Source organism: Leucobacter sp. VD1 (assembly GCF_037150695.1).
In the GTDB taxonomy this organism is placed as follows: Bacteria; Actinomycetota; Actinomycetes; order Actinomycetales; family Microbacteriaceae; genus Leucobacter.
Map to the genome: position 1 here is coordinate 106,057 of NZ_JBBCPO010000001.1, position 17,521 is coordinate 123,577.

The window sequence follows — 17,521 nt, forward strand, 5'->3', positions numbered from 1 at the left end:
CTACTTGGTCTCGGTCTTCAGCATGTATCCGAAGCCGCGCTTGGTCTGGATCAGCGATTCCTCGGTGAGCGGATCGAGCTTGCGGCGCAGGTACGAGATGTACGACTCGACGATGCCGGCGTCGCCGTTGAAGTCGTACTCCCACACGTGGTCGAGGATCTGCGCCTTCGAGAGCACGCGGTTCGCGTTCTGCATGAGGTAGCGCAGCAGCTTGAACTCGGTGGGGGAGAGCTCGACAGGGGTGTTGTCGACAGACACCTCGTGGGTGTCCTGATCCATCGTGATCGGGCCGACGGCGAGCACCGAGTCCTCATCCTCCTGGATGGTGCGGCGTAGCACGGCCTTGATGCGCGCGATGATCTCGTCGAGGCTGAACGGCTTGGTCACGTAGTCGTCGCCGCCGACGGTGAGGCCCTCCACCTTGTCTTCGGTGTCATCCTTCGCGGTGAGGAAGATGATCGGTGCAGTGTAGCCAGCGGATCGCAGCCGCTTGGTGACGCTGAAGCCGTTCATGTCTGGCAGCATGACGTCGAGGATGATGAGGTCTGGCTCTTCCTCGAGCACCGCCGAGATGGTCTGCGCGCCGTTGGCAACCGCGCGCACGCCGAAACCTGCGAATCGCAGGCTCGTGCTGAGCAGCTCACGGATGCTGGGCTCGTCGTCGACGATAAGGATCCGGGGTCCCTTGTTCTGCGTAGTCATGACTTCAGTATCTGGAAGTTTGCTATGAAGCGGCTGACAGTGTGCGCGATTGCGTGTTGCGTGTCGCCGAGCTGCTCGGAGGAGCTGGGCTGTCTGCGCGGTCTGCGCTGGCTGTGGGCAAGCCGACGGGCCGTAGCCACCACCCGCTACACCTCGTGGGCGTCGAGGATCGTGTAGCTGTAGCCCTGCTCGGCGAGGAAGCGCTGCCGGTTCTGAGCGAAATCCTGATCGACGGTGTCGCGCGCGATCAGCGTGTAGAACGACGCAGTGATGCCTTCCCGCTTGGGCCGCAGCAAGCGCCCTAGGCGCTGCGCCTCCTCCTGACGCGATCCGAAGGAGCCGGAGATCTGAATGGCGACCGAAGCGTCTGGCAGATCCACCGAGAAATTCGCAACCTTGGAGACCACCAGAATGCGCTCCTCGCCGCTGCGGAACGCCTGGAACAGGCGCTCGCGCTCGTCGACGGGGGTCTGACCGGTGATGAGCGGGGCGCCGAGCGCATCGGACATCGCTTCGAGCTGGTCGATGTACTGGCCGATAACGAGCACCTGCTCATCTGGGTGCTTCTCGATGATGCGCCGCGCGATCCGCTGCTTCTCAGGCGTCGATGATGAGATGCGGTACCGGTCTTGATCTTCGGCGACCGCGTAGTCCATGCGTTCCGACTCCGGCAGCTGCACCCGCACCTCGAAGCAGGCTGCTGGGGCGATGAAGCCCTGAGCCTCGATGTCTTTCCAGGCCGCGTCGTAGCGCTTCGGTCCGATGAGGCTGAACACGTCGCCTTCGCGGCCGTCTTCGCGCACGAGGGTCGCGGTGAGGCCGAGGCGGCGCCGCGCTTGGAGGTCGGCGGTGAGCTTGAAGACTGGCGCGGGCAGCAGGTGCACCTCGTCGTAGACGATCACGCCCCAGTCTTCGGCGTCGAGCAGCGAGAGGTGCTGGTACTCGCCCTTCCGGCGGCTGGTGAGGATCTGGTAGGTGGCGATGGTGACGGGCTTGATCTCCTTCACCTGGCCCGAGTATTCGCCGATCTCGTCCTCGGAGAGGTTCGTGCGTCGGATCAGTTCGTCGCGCCACTGGCGGGCTGAGACCGCGTTGGTAACGAGGATCAGCGTCTTCGCGCCGACGGCGGCCATTGCCGCCGCACCCACGATCGTCTTGCCTGCCCCGCAGGGCAGCACCACCACGCCGGAGCCGCCGCGCTGGAAAGCGTCCACGGCCTTCGCCTGGTAGTCGCGCAGTTGCCAGCCCTGCTGTTCGAGGTCGATGGCGTAGGGCTCGCCGGGGGTGTAGCCGGCGAGGTCTTCTGCGGGCCAGCCGCGCACCACGAGCTGCTGCTTCAGCTCGCCGCGCGCCCACGGCTCCAGCGGGTAGCTGCGCTCGTCGATGCGGTTGCCGAGCAGCGGTGCGATCTTTTTCGCGCTGGTGACTTCGCGGAGGATCGCGGGGTCGTCTGAGCGCAGCACCAGTGCGCCATCGGCGTCGCGTTCGATGGTGAGGCGGCCGTAGCGGCGCATGGTGTCTTCGATGTCGCTTGCGACGCCGGTGGGCACGGGGAACTTGGCGTAGCGGTTTAGTGTGCCGAGAATTTCTTCAGAGGTGTGCCCGGCTGCGCGGGCGTTCCAGAGGCCAAGCCTGGTGACTCGGTAGGTGTGGATGTGCTCGGGAGCGCGCTCCAGCTCGGCGAACACGGCGAGCTCGTGCCTGGCGTCTTCTGCGTCGGGGTGCGCGACCTCCAGGAGCACGGTGTGGTCGCTCTGCACGATGAGGGGCCCGAGAGTCATAGCTATCGAGTCTACGCCGCTCTGATGTGGATCTGCCCCTGTGGATGGTGTCTGCGGTGGTCGCGGGAGGGTGTTCTGCGCGGATCCTGCAGCGCGGTGCAGGTGAGCTGCGGGGCGCGTGTCAGACGGGGTCGACGGCGGTGATCGTGTTGATCGGCAGGGTGCGTTCGACACCGGCGGCCTGGTCGCTGGCCCGCAGCCTGCCGGCATTCACCGACACGGGCAGCAGGGTGAAGGTGCGGCTTTCGCCGCGCGCCTCCGCTGTGACGCGCACCGGGCTGCGGTCTCTGATTGCAAGTTCGAGCCGCCGTGTGAAGTCGCCCGATCCCGGTTCGGAGCGGGCCGCGGTGAACACGCGGTCGACGAGTGCCGTGAGGAGATCGTGTGCTTGCGCATCCGGTGCGGTGCCGGGGTTGCTCGGGGGGCGCGTTGTGCTTGCGGTTGCTGCGCTCGCCGCGTTGACAGGGGCGGCGGATCCCGGAGCGCCGTCCGAGGGTGCGGGTCGACGGGCGGTTGCAGGGTAGCGGGCGTCGGCGAGCGCGGCGAGCACGTGGTCGATGCGCAGCCGGGAGAGGAGCGTGGTGCTGGTGCTGGTGCTGGTGCTGGTGCTGGTGCTGGTGCTGGTGCTGGTGCTGGCGGCGCGTCGCAGCTGCAGGTGTTGCAGGGCGCGATCGACGAGCAGCGTCTCGGCGAGCTCTGGCCGGGCCACGGTGATCCGCGTGCGGCAGTCGTCACCGTGGTGCTCCTCGACGACGATGTTGCCGAGGCGCTCGGCAAGTGAGCTCAGCAGATAGTCGAGCGGTTGCGGAATCCCGGTGAGTGAGAGCCGCTCGAAGGCGGCGCGTGCTTCTGGCGCTGAGAGCCCGCGCTCGAGGCCCGCTGAGACGGAGGCCTCCGTGACGCGACGGGTGGAGGCCACCCCCACATGCTCGGGCGCGGTGAGCGAGGCCAGCACGCTCTCATCGTCGGGGGAGAGCGGGCCGGGCACGACAACGCTGAGGTCGGGTTGCACATAGACCCCCGGCGATGGGGGTGGGAAGACGTGGTCGACGTGCGCGCTCGCCGCCGCCAGATCTCCGGCGAGCAGCTGCCGAGCCGCCTCGCTGAGCCTGCCCCGCACAGTGAGCCCCAGATGCTCGGCGTCGAGGGCGAAGGATCGCGCCGCCGCGAACTCGGCGTCTGGCAGCAGCGGGAAGCGATGCGACAGCGTGTTGACTGCAACGGCGAGGTCGGAAGGATCGCCGTGCAGCAGCGTGATGCGCAGTTCTCGGCTCATCGCGTCGAGCGTGGCCTCTGCGAGGGTGAGCCAGCGTGGGGCGGACGGGCTCAGCAGCCACGCGACCGAATCGGCTGACGGAACCAGCACAGCCTCTGCAGCAACGGTGCTGATGAGCCCTGCCCTGTCGAGTGCAGTCAGTGTGCGGGCCGTCTGATCTGCGTCGATGCGCGTCGCCTCCGCAAGCGCGCGCACCGTCGCCACGGCGACTGTGCCGTTGCGATTGAGGCGCCCAGGGCGTTCGCCGAGCACACGCAGGCATTCGGCCGCCTGCGCAACAGCGGTGAGCCCTGTCGCGAACCAGGAAACGGCGGGATCTGATGCGAGTGAGGGATCCACATTCGAACCCGAGATCCGATCCTCGCTGCGCTGCACGTCAGCGGGGTCGATACCCGCGGCCGCGAGCGCGTCGTGCAGCACCGCTTCGACCTCGGGCAGAGGCACCCGGTCACCGTGCTGAGCCTCGCTGCTGCGTTCGTCGTGGCCGAAAAGCCCCAGCGCGGCAAGCGCGTCGAGCGTCGACGGAGCAGCGTGATCCGCATCCAACAATGCGGCGAGGCTGCTCCGATCAAGCCTCGATAGTGTGCGCGCCACTGATTCAGGCCGCAGCAGCTCGGTTGCAAGACCGATCGGATCGAGCACCGCGGCCGGCGACTGCACGCGCCTGCTGCGCACGAGCCGATCAAGCTCGGCGCGATCCATCCCCGCTACGGCGGAGGCGAGCGCGAGGGTGCCGCTCATCGTGCGAGTATCGCTCAGCGCTCGTTCTCGCGCCGGAACTCGGCGCGGCGACGCCGCTGACTCAGGATCAGCAGCAGGATCAATAGCACGAAGCCGACCGGCAGGCCGAACAGCGAGAACCCATACACGAAGGGCCACAACCCCTCGGCCATGGCGTAGCGATCATTCATCCCCACAATGAGCGTGACGAAGAAGGACAAGAGTGCCACCGCGATGATGGAAAGCGAGGCATACGCAAGAATGCGCTCGAGAAGCGACGGATTGCTGGGTTCTGTGGACATCCGCTCCATTTTATCGCGGGAAGCGCTGCGTGTGACGCGAAGCTCTGACGGATAGACTTGGTCGGGTATGCGAGCGCTCGGCGCTCGGCCCTCATTGCGCGGAAGATCCGCCGGACAGGAAAGGAACGAGGCATGCCGAACGGCAAGGTCAGGTTCTATGACGAGGCGAAGGGCTTCGGGTTCATCCAGGGGGATGACGGAGCGCAGGTGTATCTGCACGCGTCGGTGATCCCTGACGGTGCCGATGTGCAGGCAGGCACCCGGCTGGAGTACAGCGTCGCCGATGGGCGCAAGGGGCCTCAGGCGCTCTCAGTGCGCGTGCTCGAGACCCCGCGGCTCGCCAAGCGATCTCGCAAATCCGCTGATGAGCTCGCGATTATTCTCGAAGATCTGGTGAAGATGCTCGACGGGATCGGCGGCAGGCTCAAGAACGGGCAGTACCCCGAGCGCGCCCAATCGCGCAAGGTTGCCACGGTGCTGCGTCACGTCGCGGATGACTTCGATGTCTGAGCCCGCGACCGCAGACCCGGTGCTGCTTGCCGCTCGCGCGCAGGCGCGAGAGGCGCTTGCCGAGATCGCCGATCCGGGGTCGATCGGTGCCGAGGCCGGCCACGAAGTGCACGAGGACCACGTTCTCACTCTCTTCTTCGAGTGCAGCCTGGCCGGTTACCCCGGCTGGCGCTGGGCGGCCACACTTGCCCGCGTCGACGAAGAATCGCCGGTGAACGTGCTCGAGGTCGAACTGCTGCCCAGTGAGGGTTCGGTCGTGGCGCCCGAGTGGGTGCCGTGGTCGGTGCGACTGGCGCAGTACCGTGAGACGCAGGCGAAGCAGGCCGCCGAAGAGGCTGCTGCCGCCGAAGAGGCCGCAGCTGAACTCGACGACGAAGACGCCGAATCCGACATCCTCGACAACGACTTCAGCGACTTCGACGATGAACTCGACGGGGTCGACATCGAAGACGATTCGGAAGATGACGATTCGGACGACGATGACTTCGACGAGGATCGCGAAGACGACGTCGACGAGAGCGAACTGTTCGACGACGCCGATGACGCTGACGATGAAGCCGACGACGAGGCGGATGACGCCGATGGTGACGTCTCGACTGGGCGGGACCGCTCAGAAGAGGAGTAGCCCTCCCCAACGCAAGAACCCTCCGATCGTGTGATCGGAGGGTTCTTGCGTGTGTTGGGCCGGTGCTGGGCCGTCTCGCTCGAAGACGGCCCAGCACCGGGCGAGTCAGCCGAGGCGCTCGAGCACGTAGTCGATCGCGCCGGTCAGCTTGCGCACATCGTCTGGCTCGATCGCGGTGAAGGTGGCGACGCGCAACTGGTTGCGGCCGAGCTTGCGGTAGGGCTCGGTGTCGACGATGCCGTTGGCGCGCAGCGCCTGCGAGATCGCGGCGGCGTCGATGGACTCGTCGAAGTCGATGGTGACGACCACCTGCGAGCGATGGTCGGGGTCTGCGACGAACGGCGTGGCGACCGCGGAGCGCTCGGCCCAGTCGTAGAGCACCTGGGACGACTCGCGGGTGCGATCCGCCGCCCAGGAAAGGCCGCCCTGCGCGTTGATCCACCGCACCTGCTCATCCATGAGCCCGAGGGTTGCGAGCGCCGGCGTGTTGAGCGTCTGGTTCTTGCGGGAGTTCTCGATCGCACCGGCCAGGTTCAGGGTCTCGGGAATGTAGCGGCCCGAGGCGGTGACGCGCTCGATACGCTCGATCGCTGCCGGCGAGACGAGTGCGAACCACAGGCCGCCATCCGAGGCAAAGTTCTTCTGCGGGGAGAAGTAGTAGACGTCGACCTCCTTCGCGTCGAAGTCGATGCCACCGGCACCGCTCGTCGCGTCGACGACGGTGAGCGCCCCAGCATCCCCGGCCGCGCGCTGCACCGGAGCCATCACACCCGTGGAAGTCTCGTTGTGGGGGTAGGCGTAGACATCGACGCCCTCGACAGCCGCGAGCTGGGAGCGCGAGCCCGCATCTGCGCTGCGCACATCGGGCTCATCGAGGAACGGAGTCGCAGCAGCGGCCTTCGCGAACTTCGCACCGAACTCGCCGAAGGTGAGGTGCTGGCTCCGACGCTCGATGAGCGAGTGCACTGCGGAATCCCAGAACGTCGTTGCGCCGCCGTTGGCGAGCAGAATCTCGTACCCCTCGGGGGCGCGGAAGAGCTCGGCGAGACCCGAGCGAACGCTGCCCACCAGATCCTTCACGGGTGCCTGACGGTGCGAGGTGCCGAGCACCCCGGGCTGCAGCGAAGCGAGAAAGCTGAGCTGCTCGTCGCGCACCTTGGAAGGCCCGCAGCCGAAGCGGCCATCGGCGGGAAGAAGGTCGGAGGGGATCGTGATGTCGGCCATGCCTCATATCTTATCGACGGCCTCGGACACTCATGCACCGGGCCCCCGAGCTCAGCGCCTTCGCTCGCAGCGCGGAAACCGACACCCCCAATGCTCTAGGCTGGGTATTCCCGGCGCCGGGCGCCGTGGGAGCAACTTCGACGTGCTGAGAGGACGGCGATGACTGATCTCATCGATACGACCGAGATGTATCTCCGCACCATCCTCGAGCTCGAGGAAGAGGGGATCGTGCCGCTGCGTGCGCGCATCTCAGAGCGTCTCGGGCATTCCGGGCCGACGGTATCCCAAACGGTGGGACGCATGGAGCGCGACGGTCTTGTCATCGTCACTGATGATCGCCGACTCGAATTGACGGCCGAGGGTCGCATGAAGTCGGTGCACGTCATGCGCAAGCACCGCCTCGCCGAACGGCTGCTCGCCGATGTCATCGGGCTCGAGTGGGAATACGTGCACGAGGAGGCCTGCCGCTGGGAGCACGTGATGAGCGAGCGCGTCGAACGCAAACTCCTCGACATTCTCGGTCGACCCACCGAGTCACCGTACGGCAATCCGATCCCCGGCCTCGAAGAGCTCGGCGGCACGCGCACCGGCTCGTTCCAGACAGGTGTCACCGGGCTCGGCGAGCTGCTCGTCGAGCACGACCGATCCGTGACCGCCAACATCAAGCGCCTCGCCGAACCCATGCAGGTCGACCCCGAGCTGCTCGAACAGCTCGCGGCAGCGGGCGTGGTGCCCGGCCGTTCGGCAACGTTCACGCGCCGCGGAGACATCGTGCACATCGAAGCCGATGCATCCGATGAGGCGATCGATCTGCCGTTCGAGATCGCGGCCCACATTTTCGTCTCGGTGTAGAGGCGTGCCCGTGTAAGCGGGCGGACACAGGTAACAGACGGGAGTGCACCGCTCCTGTTCGCAATGGAGCTGATAGACCGAGGAGTCCACGTTGACGCTGCCCACCCCCGAGGCGCATATCCGCGCCGTCACCGAGACTGTCAAGCATCGCAGCCCTGCAGAGCCAGAGTTTCTGCAGGCGGTCCATGAGGTGCTCGACACCCTCACCCCGGTGCTCGCAGAGCACCCCGACTTCATCGAGGCTGGCATTCTCGACAGACTCGTCGAACCGGAGCGGCAACTGATCTTCCGGGTGCCGTGGACTGATGATGCGGGGTTCGTGCGCGTCAATCGCGGCTTCCGCGTGCAGTTCAATTCTGCGCTGGGGCCGTATAAGGGCGGTCTGCGTTTTCATCCATCCGTGAATCTTTCAGTGGTGAAGTTTCTCGGGTTCGAGCAGATCTTCAAGAACGCACTTACCTCGCAGCGGATCGGCGGCGGCAAAGGCGGGTCCGACTTCGACCCCAGTGGCAAGAGCGACGCCGAGGTGATGCGGTTCTGCCAGAGCTTCATGACTGAGCTGGTGCACCACATCGGTGAGCACACCGATATCCCTGCGGGCGACATCGGCGTGGGTGCACGCGAGATCGGCTTCCTGTTCGGCCAGTACCGTCGGATCACTCAGCGCTATGAAGCCGGCGTGCTGACTGGCAAGGGTGTGGGCTGGGGTGGTGCTGAGGTGCGCACCGAGGCCACCGGCTATGGTGCGGTGTTCTTCGCTGAGGAAATGCTGCTGCGCGCTGGCGAAGGGATTGAGGGCCGGCGGGCCGTGGTCTCGGGCTCGGGCAATGTGGCGACCTATGCGATCGAGAAGATTCAGCAGCTGGGCGGCAAGGCCATCACCGCATCCGACTCCAGCGGTTATGTGGTCGATGAGCACGGCATCGACGTCGACTTGCTGAAGCAGGTGAAGGGCGTTGAACGCGCCCGCATTTCGGAGTACGCGGCGCGTCGGCCAGGGGCGCGATTCGTGGCCACCGGTTCGGTGTGGGATGTGCCCGCGGAGATCGCAATGCCGTGCGCCACGCAGAACGAATTGCATGAGGATCACGCACGCGCACTCATCGCGGGCGGCGTGCGCGCCGTGGCGGAGGGGGCAAACATGCCTACCACGCCGGGCGCGGTTGAACTCTTCCAGCAGGCGGGCGTGCTGTTCGCGCCGGGGAAGGCCGCAAATGCGGGTGGTGTGGCGACCTCTGCGCTCGAGATGAGTCAGAACGCCGCGCGTTCGCGGTGGGATCGCGACAAGAGCGAGTCGCGACTGCACGACATTATGCGCGATGTGCACGCCGCGGCGTACGAAGCCTCTGAACGCTACGGTCGCCCCGGTGACTATGTGCTCGGGGCCAACTCGGCGGGTTTTGTGACCGTTGCCCAGGCGATGCTCGAACAGGGCGTCATCTGATCTCTCGGCGTCGAGAGAGTTTTTCGCCCGAGAACCCCAATGATCCTTGAAGTTTCAAGGTAGGTTGAGGGTTTTGTGACCTGAGCGTGACATTCCCGTGATCTTCAGTTACTCTTAAACGGTCGCGGCTCGAAAGGGCCGTTTCTCACGCAGAGACACCGCAAAGCAACGTTAGGCAGATAATCTCGTGACACAGAATCCCAGCACGGAGCTCGTAGCCTCCGGTGACGCCGCCCAGCCGACCGCAAAGAAGGCAAAGCGAATCGCACAGATGGCGGGTGCTGCGGCACTCAGCTTCGGACTGGTCGGCACTTTCAGCCTTCCTGCCTATGCGACCGCACCCGAGTCGCAGGGCCTCATTGATGGCTATCAGGCTCCCGCCCAGTCGCTGCAGACCGTGCAGGTTGATGAAACGGTAGTGCCGATTGCGGCGCCCGAGGGCGCCGTCTCGGCCGAGGCTATCGAGCAGGAGCGCCAGCAGAAGGAATCCGAAGAGGCTGCCAAGCGCACCGAGGAGGTCAAGACTCAGACGTCATCGTCGTTCTCGGGTAAGGATATCCCGGCTGGCGTCGGCGCTCAGGGCATCGTCGCAGCCGCGCTTGCGCAACTCGGAGTGATGCAGGACTGCACCGCCCTGGTCGAGAAGTCGCTGCGCGCCGTCGGCATCCCGGCAGGAGACCTTGGCACGCAGGTCGGCGAGTACACCGCTCTTGGTGGCACCCTCGTTGAGGGTGGCGACTACGCCCCCGGCGACGTGCTGATCTGGCCGGGTCGCCACGTGGCGGTCTACATCGGTAACGGCCAGGCCGTGCACGGAGGCTATGGTGGCAATCAAACTGTGGTTGATTCCTATAACAATCGTGGGTACCTGAGTTCCACGCCTTCGGTCGTGCGCTTCGGTTAAGGGATCGAAGTTTCACACAGCGGGCGGGGTTTCGACCCCGCCCGCTGTGCTGTCTGCGGGCTGATAGACTCGCAGAGGCCCTGTGGGCCCCGCCTTGGTAGCTCAGTGGATAGAGCACTTCTCTCCTAAAGAAGGTGTCGGAGGTTCGATTCCTCTCCAGGGCACTCAAGCTTCAAGCCCCCTACTCGCCTAGAAAACATTGGCGAGTAGGGGGCTTTGTCTATCCGTGGCGAGCCGTGTTTGCCCACATTTTGCCCACACTCTGGGCAGCCAAAGCGTGAATGTCGGTGGCGCGGCTTAGTCTCCCCGCATGGGTGGGATGCCGTGGAGTCCGTTGATGGCGCTGACGCGCGTAGGTGACGAGGAGGCGTGGATGTACGACGGCGCCATCCGAATCGCGATCATCCGTCGTGTGCGGATCGGGCGACCTTCTGCGCTGCTGTGGCGGTCGGTGACCGGCGACGAGAACCCCGACGACCGAGCATTGGTCGGGTACTTCCCGAGCGTGCAGATGGCTGCCGCGGTGACCTGGCGGTCATGGGATCAGCGGCACAAGCCGGTGGAGCGGCACAGCCTCTCATGACGGCGGTAGTGACGGGAAGGAATCGCCGACTGGGCCAGGCCGCCTTACGATCTGCTACAGGGTGCCCCGGGTCATGTTTCCCGCACGCTTGCCCATAGGCCATCCCGGGGCGCCTGTGAGGAAATCTCCTGAATCAATCGCTCAATGACCTCGGCGGTGTCAGATTCAGAGATCAAGACCAGTCCGAGCGGTGTGTGGGAAGCGCGTTCCATGATCGCGACCCAAGCCTCGTTGATCTGCGGAGGCGTGGAGTCTCCGTATTCGAAGTCGAGTGCGACATCAGGCGTCATCCACAACGACGTCTTCTGAGTATCCTCGTCAGCGGCCGGAAACCAACTCATGCGAAAGCTCCCGTGCCGAGACAACGAACGTTCCAGGGCGAGCTGTAAGTGCGCGAGTTGCCGATCCTCGAACTCATAACGGGTGCCACCGTAGATCAAATGACCCATCGGGACACCCACTGAATTGATGAGAAGTTGAGCTGTGAAAGCCGACGCGAATGCGTTTCGGCGTAGGTAGGCGACAACACCTCAGGCCTGCGTGATGCCCTGCTGGGACTTTTTCTTGAGCTTCTGGGCGAGAGCCTCAGCGTCTTGCTCCGGAATGAGTACGAGTCCGCGAGGCGAATGCGAGGTGTGCTCGAGCACCGCGAGCCACTCCTCATTGAGGACCGGCTGTCTGCTGCCCGAGAAGTGAAAAGCGAGCGGGATCGCAGGCGACATCCACAAGGACACGCGACCACTGCCGTCCGAGGGTTCCACCGTCCAACTCATGAGGAAGCACTCCTGTTTGCGGAGCTTTCTCTGCAGCGCAACTTTGATGTGCGCGAGTTGCCGATCTTCGAATGAGTAGCGATTCCCGCCGTACAACATGAGTCCCATGTCCCTAGATTCCCACACCCGAAGGAAAACGTGAAGATCTGAATTGGGGTTCCTCTATCGCTGGCCTCAGAGCTCGCCGGAGAATCTTATCGCCTGCAATCACCCCCAGCTAGCCCCCTCTAGCGCGACGGCGCTTTTGCATATGGTTGACGGCATGAAACGAGTTCACTACGGAAACTTGACCATCGATGTTTCGGACAACGTGGCAGATGCTGTCCTCGAACTGGCCCAGGCCGCCGCTTCAAGACACCACATCAACCTCGAAGAAAACGAGGGGCCCGCCTTCGGGCTCCGCTCAATCCCGTCCCCCCATGGGGCCACCGAACAAGCCGAGTTCTCCGGCTATATCAACGGCACCCACGAACTATCACGCGTCGCACTCTTGCTCGGTACCGGCTTCCCCATCGCAGTGTCGACCATCGATAGCCCGATGGAGGCTCCGGCATTGAGTGCCGAAGACGAATCCGCACTGCGGTTTCAAATTGAGGAATACGATGCCGACCGCGGAGATACGAACTAACCACCGAATGCGCTTCTAGCGCTGCGACGACCACTCAGAATACCGGTCGGTTACGCATCGTAGGGCGCTTAGCCGTTACGGCTTGCTGAGAATGTCAGCGAGTACCGCCAACTTGGCATATTCTTCGCTTAGGGTGCCCCGAAAATCCCACCCCATTCGTGGAGACTGCGACATGGGGCCTTCCCCAAGGTCGGGGCACCCGCCTACCAGAAGCACGAAAAGCGCCCCCGCCACTCCGAAGAGCAGCGGGGGCACAATGCGTATAGAAAACGAAAGCGGGATTTTCTCTGATTTTCGAATCAGGGGTCAGTCGGCGGCGTACCGGCCACGACGCACGAGCGAAGCCGTACCGGGATCCGCGACCGGGCCTGACCCGATCGACGTGAGGACAGACAGGGCAGCCGCCACGAGAGTGACGGATCCCACCTGCACCCAGTCAACATCGAGGATGCCGACCATGCCGGTGCCAATGAGGGCAACCGCGGTCTGGGCTGCGGTCTTGATGGCGCGCTCGATCGCGTCGCGCCAGAAAACGAGAGTGAACATCACTGCTCCTTCCGAGGGTTCAGGGTGTCTTCAATGTCGGCTGACCATTCCGCGGACCATTTGAGGTGCTTAGCGACGGTCTCATCGATCGCCGCGGTCTTCGTTTCGACCGTGGCGAGGCTGCGGCGGATCTCCTGGGTCTCTTCGACGCGGAGGATGTCACGTCGGTCGAGTCGGCCGATGTCGCGCGCGGTCCCGTCGAGACGCCCATCGAGCCGGTCGAGACGCTTCACGACCTCTTCGTGTCGCTCGTCCTGCTCTTCACGCAGGTTCGTCTCATGCGAGTTCTGCACCTGCTCCCGCACCGCTTCCAGCTTCGTCTCGATCACGTCAAGACGCACCGCAAGACGGGCGAGCAGATTGATCAGAGTGACTGCGTTCGAGAGGGCCGGCCAGAGCTTCACGATCAGGACGACGAGCGCGATGATCGCGAGAATCCAGAGCGCGCCCTGCACAATCGTCGCATCACCAAACAATCGGGTGAGCTGGTCTTCGGTCATTCGCGCCTCCGCTTCGTGAGCCGTCGGATGATCAGGTGCGCTCCGAGCGTGGCCCCGGCACCCGCGAGAGCGAGACCGAGACCAAGAAGGAGGATCGCCGTGGTCGGGATCATGCGTACTTCTTCTGCAGTTGGAGCCACCGGTCCAAGGTGACCTCCATCGGCTGACCGAACTGACTCGCGAGTGCGTTCGCGGCCATTCCTCGGACGCTGTTGGTGTCGAACTCCTCCCAGGAGCCCTTCACTCCTGGACGGTAGATCGCGTACGCGGCGGAGCCGTCCTGGCGTGCGCCTTCGGTGAGCACGATGTAGTGCATGGGGTCGTCCTTTCGTCGTCGCGTACGCGCGAGCGCCGCGACCTTCTGGGATGCGTGGAGAGATGGGGTGCGGCTCGTGACGATGCCGCCCCTGATGAGCGTGCGGGGCCGCAGGTAGCCGATGATCCCGCTCGTGATCAGGTCCGAGACTTGCACCGCGCCGGGGTTCTGGGTGAGGCAGCGCAGCGTCCGCCCGCCGTGCGTGATGTCGAGCACGGTCGCGACGTGCGAGAGCGGATACCAGGTGGACCCGAACTCCCAGAACGCGACATCGCCCGGGCGCGGGCTGGCCGTGGCTGGCAGGATCTCGAACCACTGCGCGAGGCCAGAGCGTGCTGCGTTGTGGTGCACATTGCAGGCGTACCCAGCGTGCGGGTGCGTGCCGCCAGCATTCGTGTACGTCGGCCACGACGGCACACCCAGGAAAGCGCTCGCGTAGTGCGACCACTGGTCCCAGCACTGCGCGCCGAACACCTTGTCGACGTCGATCCACTGGTATCGGACGCGCTGCACGTACGCGGCGAGATCGGATTCGGTGAGCATGGCGCTCCTTCCTGATGTACGGAGGCTCCCGTGGTGCGGTGCGAGTGCCTGCGTGGTGACTATGCGCTCAGCGGGACGACGCGCCACAACAGGGAGACGGCGCTCTGCACGGCGTTTCCAACCTGCATGAAGCGGATGATGACGTTGGTCACTCCACCAGCGGACGGGTCGATTCTGGCGACGGTGATAAATCCATAGCTGGAGCCGGTGACGAGCGGAGTAACCTGGATCGTCTCCAGGCTCGGGTTGATCGTGACCGGCACGGGCGCGGTGAACTGGCGCAGAAAGGTAGTGCCGACCGTGACATCCCACGCCTTCGCCGATTCATTGATAATCCCGGCGCGGTTGAGCGGCCCCTGCTCGGCGATATCCCACACCGCCCACATGCCAGGGATGACACCGCCCGGCCTCGCACTCATCTGCCAGATCTGCAGATCGGTAGTCCCCGATCTGGCGTAGGCCCAAGCGACCGGCTCGTCATCGACGACACCGACCGACTTATTGCGGCCAGCAGGCAGCGTCGATGGTGGTGCGGTCTGCGCCGAGTTCGGGCCGGTCGCGCCCGGTACCAGCATGTATTGCGCCGAGCGGGACACCCCCCAGGTGCGGCGCAGCACGAGCAGATGCCACTGCCCCGTCGTAGGCGCAGGCACCGGGACCGATGTGACGGTGTCTGTTTCGACCATCACCCCGGCCCCGACCGAGGTTCGGGGGTCGATGAGCAGCGTGCGCCCGGACGAGCGCACCGGGTCTCCCGCCGTGAGCACGTACTTCTGCGCCACGGCGGTCATGATCTTCGCCCACTGCGTCTCCGAGACGGTGCCCTGGAAGCCAGCAATCGTCATAGCCATCTGGATCTCCTATCTGCTTGAGTTGTCTCTGCGTTGGCGGTCGGCGACCGCCCGCAGTGCGCGCGCCTGCACCTCATCCGACGACGCCACCTCGGACCCGACCTGCGGGGTCACCTTCAACCCGTCCTCGCGGGAGAGCGTGATCGTGACCTTCTCGACCCGCTTACGCAGCACCATCCACCCCAGGTCGATCGAGACGATCTGCCCCAGGACGTAGCCGGACTCGCCGCCGTAATGGATCTCGCTCGTCTCCTGCAGCTCGACCGATACCTCGGTCTCCGGCGCGGCCTCAGCGAGATAGCGTGCGCCCTGCTGATCGAAGTACGACCTAGCACGGCTTTTGTACCCAGCGGGCACGTCGGGGTCGACAAAGTACCACCGCGGCTCAAACTCGTACCCGGTTTGGTTCAGCGACATGAGCTTCGCCCCAGTCGCGTCTTTGAATACCTCGATGACGCGGCCGTACTGCTCCCTGTCGAGCTGCTGGCGCTCCTGGAAGAGCCGCGCCTCTTGCTCACCGGGGCCGCCGAGGATCACCCGCGACCCGGTGTGCTCGGACGTAGACCAGGAACCATCAACCACGGTGCCCGCCGCGACCGACAGCGGCACCGGGTACGGATCCGGGCACGCCTCGTAGCCGATGCGAACGTTGTAGGCACCGCCCCCAATCTCTCCCGACGCGGTGACGTTGAAGCTGTTGGTGTTCTGATCCGCCCATACCTGGAACGCCGCCATCACCTCGCGCAGCGTCTGGAATCGCGGCGAGAAACCGTCGAACCCATACGCCCACGGTACGGCCTCGGTTGGAGAGCCCCACCGTGCAGCATCGACGACCTGGTACGGTGCCCCGAACAGGCTCGACAGGTTGATACCAGAACCCTCGATCAGCCCGTCCCCTTCCGGGGTCGAGGGGTGTACGCTCCACAGCGTGCCGCGCCGGTAGCCGACCCGCTTAAGATTCGACACGAGCATCGGCGCGATAAGCTCGCCCACAACGATCGGCTTCCGACGGAAGGTCCACGTCGCTGGATCCGTGTAGGGCCACACCCACATGTAGTGACCGGGGTCCATGAACGGATCCGGGAACGACTGCGCCGTATCCTTCTCGGCCTCCGCCTCAATCTTCGAGGAGGAGTAGAGGCCCGCCCAGGATCCCGAGTAGACCGCTGGCGTCGGCAGCACCCACGCGAGCGTCTGATCGAACACCTCGTCCTCGCTGCGGGCGTACACAGTGATCGGCGCGTCGGGGCGAACCCCGCCGGCACGCTGGTACACGTGCCCGATGAACTCGCACTTCCCACGGAATCGCACGACGACGCCGCACATCTCCCGCATCAGCAACTCGCGCTGCGGCGAGTCCGCATCGAGCCCGATCTCCAGCACATCAGCCGACGAACGGAGCCTCGTGAGCACCACGTGCATAGGGTCACCGAGCACGCCCCAGTCCTCCTGATAGTCAGGAGAGCACAGCCGGATCTCCAAACTGTCGTTGAGCAGTGCCATCAGATCGCCCTCCAGTATCTAGGCCGGTACGAAAGCCGCGCCTCACCAGCACCGGCCAAGGTGAGCAACACCACCTGCACGTCCGGCTCGAAGGTCGGCGCGATCGGGAAGAACGCGCGCCCGGTGAGCTGCGCCGTCACGTTGGTGCCGCCGCTGGTCGCGCCCTTTGCGCGCAGCATCGCCGCCTGCGCGGTTGGATCGAAGTCGATCACAAGCTGCTCCGACCCCGACACCGGGATCTCGGCCGACACAGCCGACTCCACGAACAGCGGCTGCGTGCTGAAAGCGCTCGCGGGCCCCAGGATCGTGAGCGTCGGCCACGCCTCCACATCACCGGCCACCGTCAGCCCAGTCGAGCCGTCCTGAGCACCCGGCACGATCTGGAATGGCGGCCCGACCCCGGTCGCGCCGAAGAACGGCGCCACCGATGGCTGCACCGCAGTCACCGCGAGTTGCTCCGGTCCCAACCAGAACGGGTTGTCGGCGGCGAGCGCGACGCCGATGATTTGGGTGCGTTGGGTGGGGTCTTGGTGGTAGACGGTGCCGTTCTCGTCGAGGTAGACGAGGAGCTCGCGCCAGGATCCGTCGGGCGCGTACACCCGCCATGCGGCCTCCCGATCCGGGGACAGGCACGACCAGAACAGTCGCTGCACGGCAACCCATTCCTGGCCGCGCTGCTCGAAGACGACGGGGAGGAAGGCGGTGCGGTGCTTGGCGCGGGTGCCGGTGCGGACGCGGCCGGCGCCGCGCTGTGTCTCGCGCGCGAACACGTCGATCCCGGGGCCGCCCATGCCTTCGATGCCGGTGGCGACGCGAGGCCCGATACCGGACGAGACGACGGCACCAGCCGCCGTCTCGATCCGATATCGGGCCTCCGTGAGATCCCACACGACGAACCGGGCCGCCTGGGTGGGGTGCGGCATTCTCAGCTCGTGACG

20 protein-coding genes and 1 tRNA gene are annotated in these 17,521 nt (G+C 65.1%); 8 read left to right on the plus strand and 13 right to left on the minus strand.

Going from position 1 to position 17,521, the window contains the following annotated elements; genetic code table 11:
- The 4 genes from WFL22_RS00460 to WFL22_RS00475 all read right to left on the minus strand — a co-directional run bounded on the left by WFL22_RS00460 (position 1) and on the right by WFL22_RS00475 (position 4,781).
- On the minus strand, positions 1-702 hold the full coding sequence (locus WFL22_RS00460) for a response regulator transcription factor (protein ID WP_336652717.1): 702 nt from the start codon (positions 700-702) through the stop codon (positions 1-3).
- A 146-nt stretch (positions 703-848) separates the two neighbouring features.
- A complete protein-coding gene (locus tag WFL22_RS00465) occupies positions 849-2,483 on the minus strand; it encodes a DNA repair helicase XPB (protein WP_336652716.1) in 1,635 nt (544 codons plus the stop codon).
- 121 nt (positions 2,484-2,604) lie between these two features.
- Complete coding sequence (locus WFL22_RS00470; RefSeq protein WP_336991008.1) at positions 2,605-4,500, minus strand: helicase-associated domain-containing protein; 1,896 nt, start codon at positions 4,498-4,500, stop codon at positions 2,605-2,607.
- Positions 4,501-4,514: 14 nt separating this feature from the next.
- Complete coding sequence (locus WFL22_RS00475; RefSeq protein ID WP_336652714.1) at positions 4,515-4,781, minus strand: hypothetical protein; 267 nt, start codon at positions 4,779-4,781, stop codon at positions 4,515-4,517.
- 132 nt (positions 4,782-4,913) lie between these two features.
- On the opposite strand from WFL22_RS00475, the gene WFL22_RS00480 reads away from it, so the two are divergent.
- Together WFL22_RS00480 and WFL22_RS00485 are read left to right on the plus strand one after the other, a co-directional pair.
- On the plus strand, positions 4,914-5,291 hold the full coding sequence (locus WFL22_RS00480) for a cold-shock protein (RefSeq protein WP_336652713.1): 378 nt from the start codon (positions 4,914-4,916) through the stop codon (positions 5,289-5,291).
- Positions 5,284-5,916: a DUF3027 domain-containing protein gene (locus WFL22_RS00485; protein WP_336652712.1), complete on the plus strand. Its 633-nt coding sequence runs from the start codon at positions 5,284-5,286 to the stop codon at positions 5,914-5,916. The genes WFL22_RS00480 and WFL22_RS00485 overlap by 8 nt, the downstream gene beginning before the upstream one ends.
- Positions 5,917-6,021: 105 nt before the next feature.
- On the opposite strand, the gene serC is transcribed toward WFL22_RS00485, so the two are convergent.
- The gene (gene serC / locus WFL22_RS00490; RefSeq protein ID WP_336991009.1) at positions 6,022-7,140 is read right to left on the minus strand and encodes a phosphoserine transaminase; all 1,119 of its coding nucleotides are present in this window, start codon (positions 7,138-7,140) and stop codon (positions 6,022-6,024) included.
- A gap of 159 nt (positions 7,141-7,299) precedes the next feature.
- On the opposite strand from serC, the gene WFL22_RS00495 reads away from it, so the two are divergent.
- The 5 genes from WFL22_RS00495 (at position 7,300) to WFL22_RS00515 (ending at position 10,923) form a co-directional block, all read left to right on the plus strand.
- Positions 7,300-7,992: a metal-dependent transcriptional regulator gene (locus WFL22_RS00495; protein ID WP_336991010.1), complete on the plus strand. Its 693-nt coding sequence runs from the start codon at positions 7,300-7,302 to the stop codon at positions 7,990-7,992.
- A gap of 91 nt (positions 7,993-8,083) precedes the next feature.
- Positions 8,084-9,436, plus strand: a complete 1,353-nt coding sequence (gene gdhA / locus WFL22_RS00500) for an NADP-specific glutamate dehydrogenase (RefSeq protein ID WP_336652709.1) — start codon at positions 8,084-8,086, stop codon at positions 9,434-9,436.
- 187 nt (positions 9,437-9,623) lie between these two features.
- Positions 9,624-10,340, plus strand: coding sequence for an NlpC/P60 family protein (locus tag WFL22_RS00505; RefSeq protein WP_336991011.1), 717 nt, complete (start codon positions 9,624-9,626; stop codon positions 10,338-10,340).
- A 91-nt stretch (positions 10,341-10,431) separates the two neighbouring features.
- Positions 10,432-10,504, plus strand: a tRNA-Arg gene (locus WFL22_RS00510).
- Positions 10,505-10,677: 173 nt separating this feature from the next.
- Entirely contained in the window at positions 10,678-10,923 is a 246-nt protein-coding gene (locus WFL22_RS00515) for a hypothetical protein (RefSeq protein ID WP_336991012.1), read from the plus strand.
- 71 nt (positions 10,924-10,994) lie between these two features.
- Here the strand turns inward: WFL22_RS00515 and WFL22_RS00520 are convergent, their stop codons facing one another.
- Both WFL22_RS00520 and WFL22_RS00525 read right to left on the minus strand, forming a co-directional pair.
- The gene (locus WFL22_RS00520) at positions 10,995-11,372 is read right to left on the minus strand and encodes a DUF7882 family protein (RefSeq protein WP_336991013.1); all 378 of its coding nucleotides are present in this window, start codon (positions 11,370-11,372) and stop codon (positions 10,995-10,997) included.
- Between the two features lie 81 nt (positions 11,373-11,453).
- Positions 11,454-11,804 (minus strand): DUF7882 family protein, encoded by a 351-nt coding sequence (locus WFL22_RS00525; RefSeq protein ID WP_336991014.1) that lies wholly within the window; start codon positions 11,802-11,804, stop codon positions 11,454-11,456.
- 154 nt (positions 11,805-11,958) lie between these two features.
- Here WFL22_RS00525 and WFL22_RS00530 point away from each other — a divergent pair, with 154 nt between their 5' ends.
- On the plus strand, positions 11,959-12,324 hold the full coding sequence (locus WFL22_RS00530) for a hypothetical protein (protein WP_336991015.1): 366 nt from the start codon (positions 11,959-11,961) through the stop codon (positions 12,322-12,324).
- A gap of 306 nt (positions 12,325-12,630) precedes the next feature.
- Here the strand turns inward: WFL22_RS00530 and WFL22_RS00535 are convergent, their stop codons facing one another.
- The 6 genes from WFL22_RS00535 to WFL22_RS00560 all read right to left on the minus strand — a co-directional run bounded on the left by WFL22_RS00535 (position 12,631) and on the right by WFL22_RS00560 (position 17,506).
- Positions 12,631-12,870, minus strand: coding sequence for a holin (locus WFL22_RS00535; RefSeq protein WP_336991017.1), 240 nt, complete (start codon positions 12,868-12,870; stop codon positions 12,631-12,633).
- The gene (locus WFL22_RS00540; RefSeq protein WP_336991018.1) at positions 12,870-13,370 is read right to left on the minus strand and encodes a hypothetical protein; all 501 of its coding nucleotides are present in this window, start codon (positions 13,368-13,370) and stop codon (positions 12,870-12,872) included. Before WFL22_RS00540 ends, WFL22_RS00535 begins: the two co-directional genes overlap by 1 nt.
- Before the next feature lie 109 nt (positions 13,371-13,479).
- On the minus strand, positions 13,480-14,229 hold the full coding sequence (locus WFL22_RS00545) for a hypothetical protein (RefSeq protein WP_336991019.1): 750 nt from the start codon (positions 14,227-14,229) through the stop codon (positions 13,480-13,482).
- A 59-nt stretch (positions 14,230-14,288) separates the two neighbouring features.
- Positions 14,289-15,080 (minus strand): hypothetical protein, encoded by a 792-nt coding sequence (locus WFL22_RS00550; protein ID WP_336991020.1) that lies wholly within the window; start codon positions 15,078-15,080, stop codon positions 14,289-14,291.
- A 9-nt stretch (positions 15,081-15,089) separates the two neighbouring features.
- On the minus strand, positions 15,090-16,583 hold the full coding sequence (locus WFL22_RS00555; protein ID WP_336991021.1) for a Gp37-like protein: 1,494 nt from the start codon (positions 16,581-16,583) through the stop codon (positions 15,090-15,092).
- The gene (locus WFL22_RS00560) at positions 16,583-17,506 is read right to left on the minus strand and encodes a hypothetical protein (protein WP_336991022.1); all 924 of its coding nucleotides are present in this window, start codon (positions 17,504-17,506) and stop codon (positions 16,583-16,585) included. The genes WFL22_RS00555 and WFL22_RS00560 overlap by 1 nt, the downstream gene beginning before the upstream one ends.
- Positions 17,507-17,521: the final 15 nt, after the last annotated feature.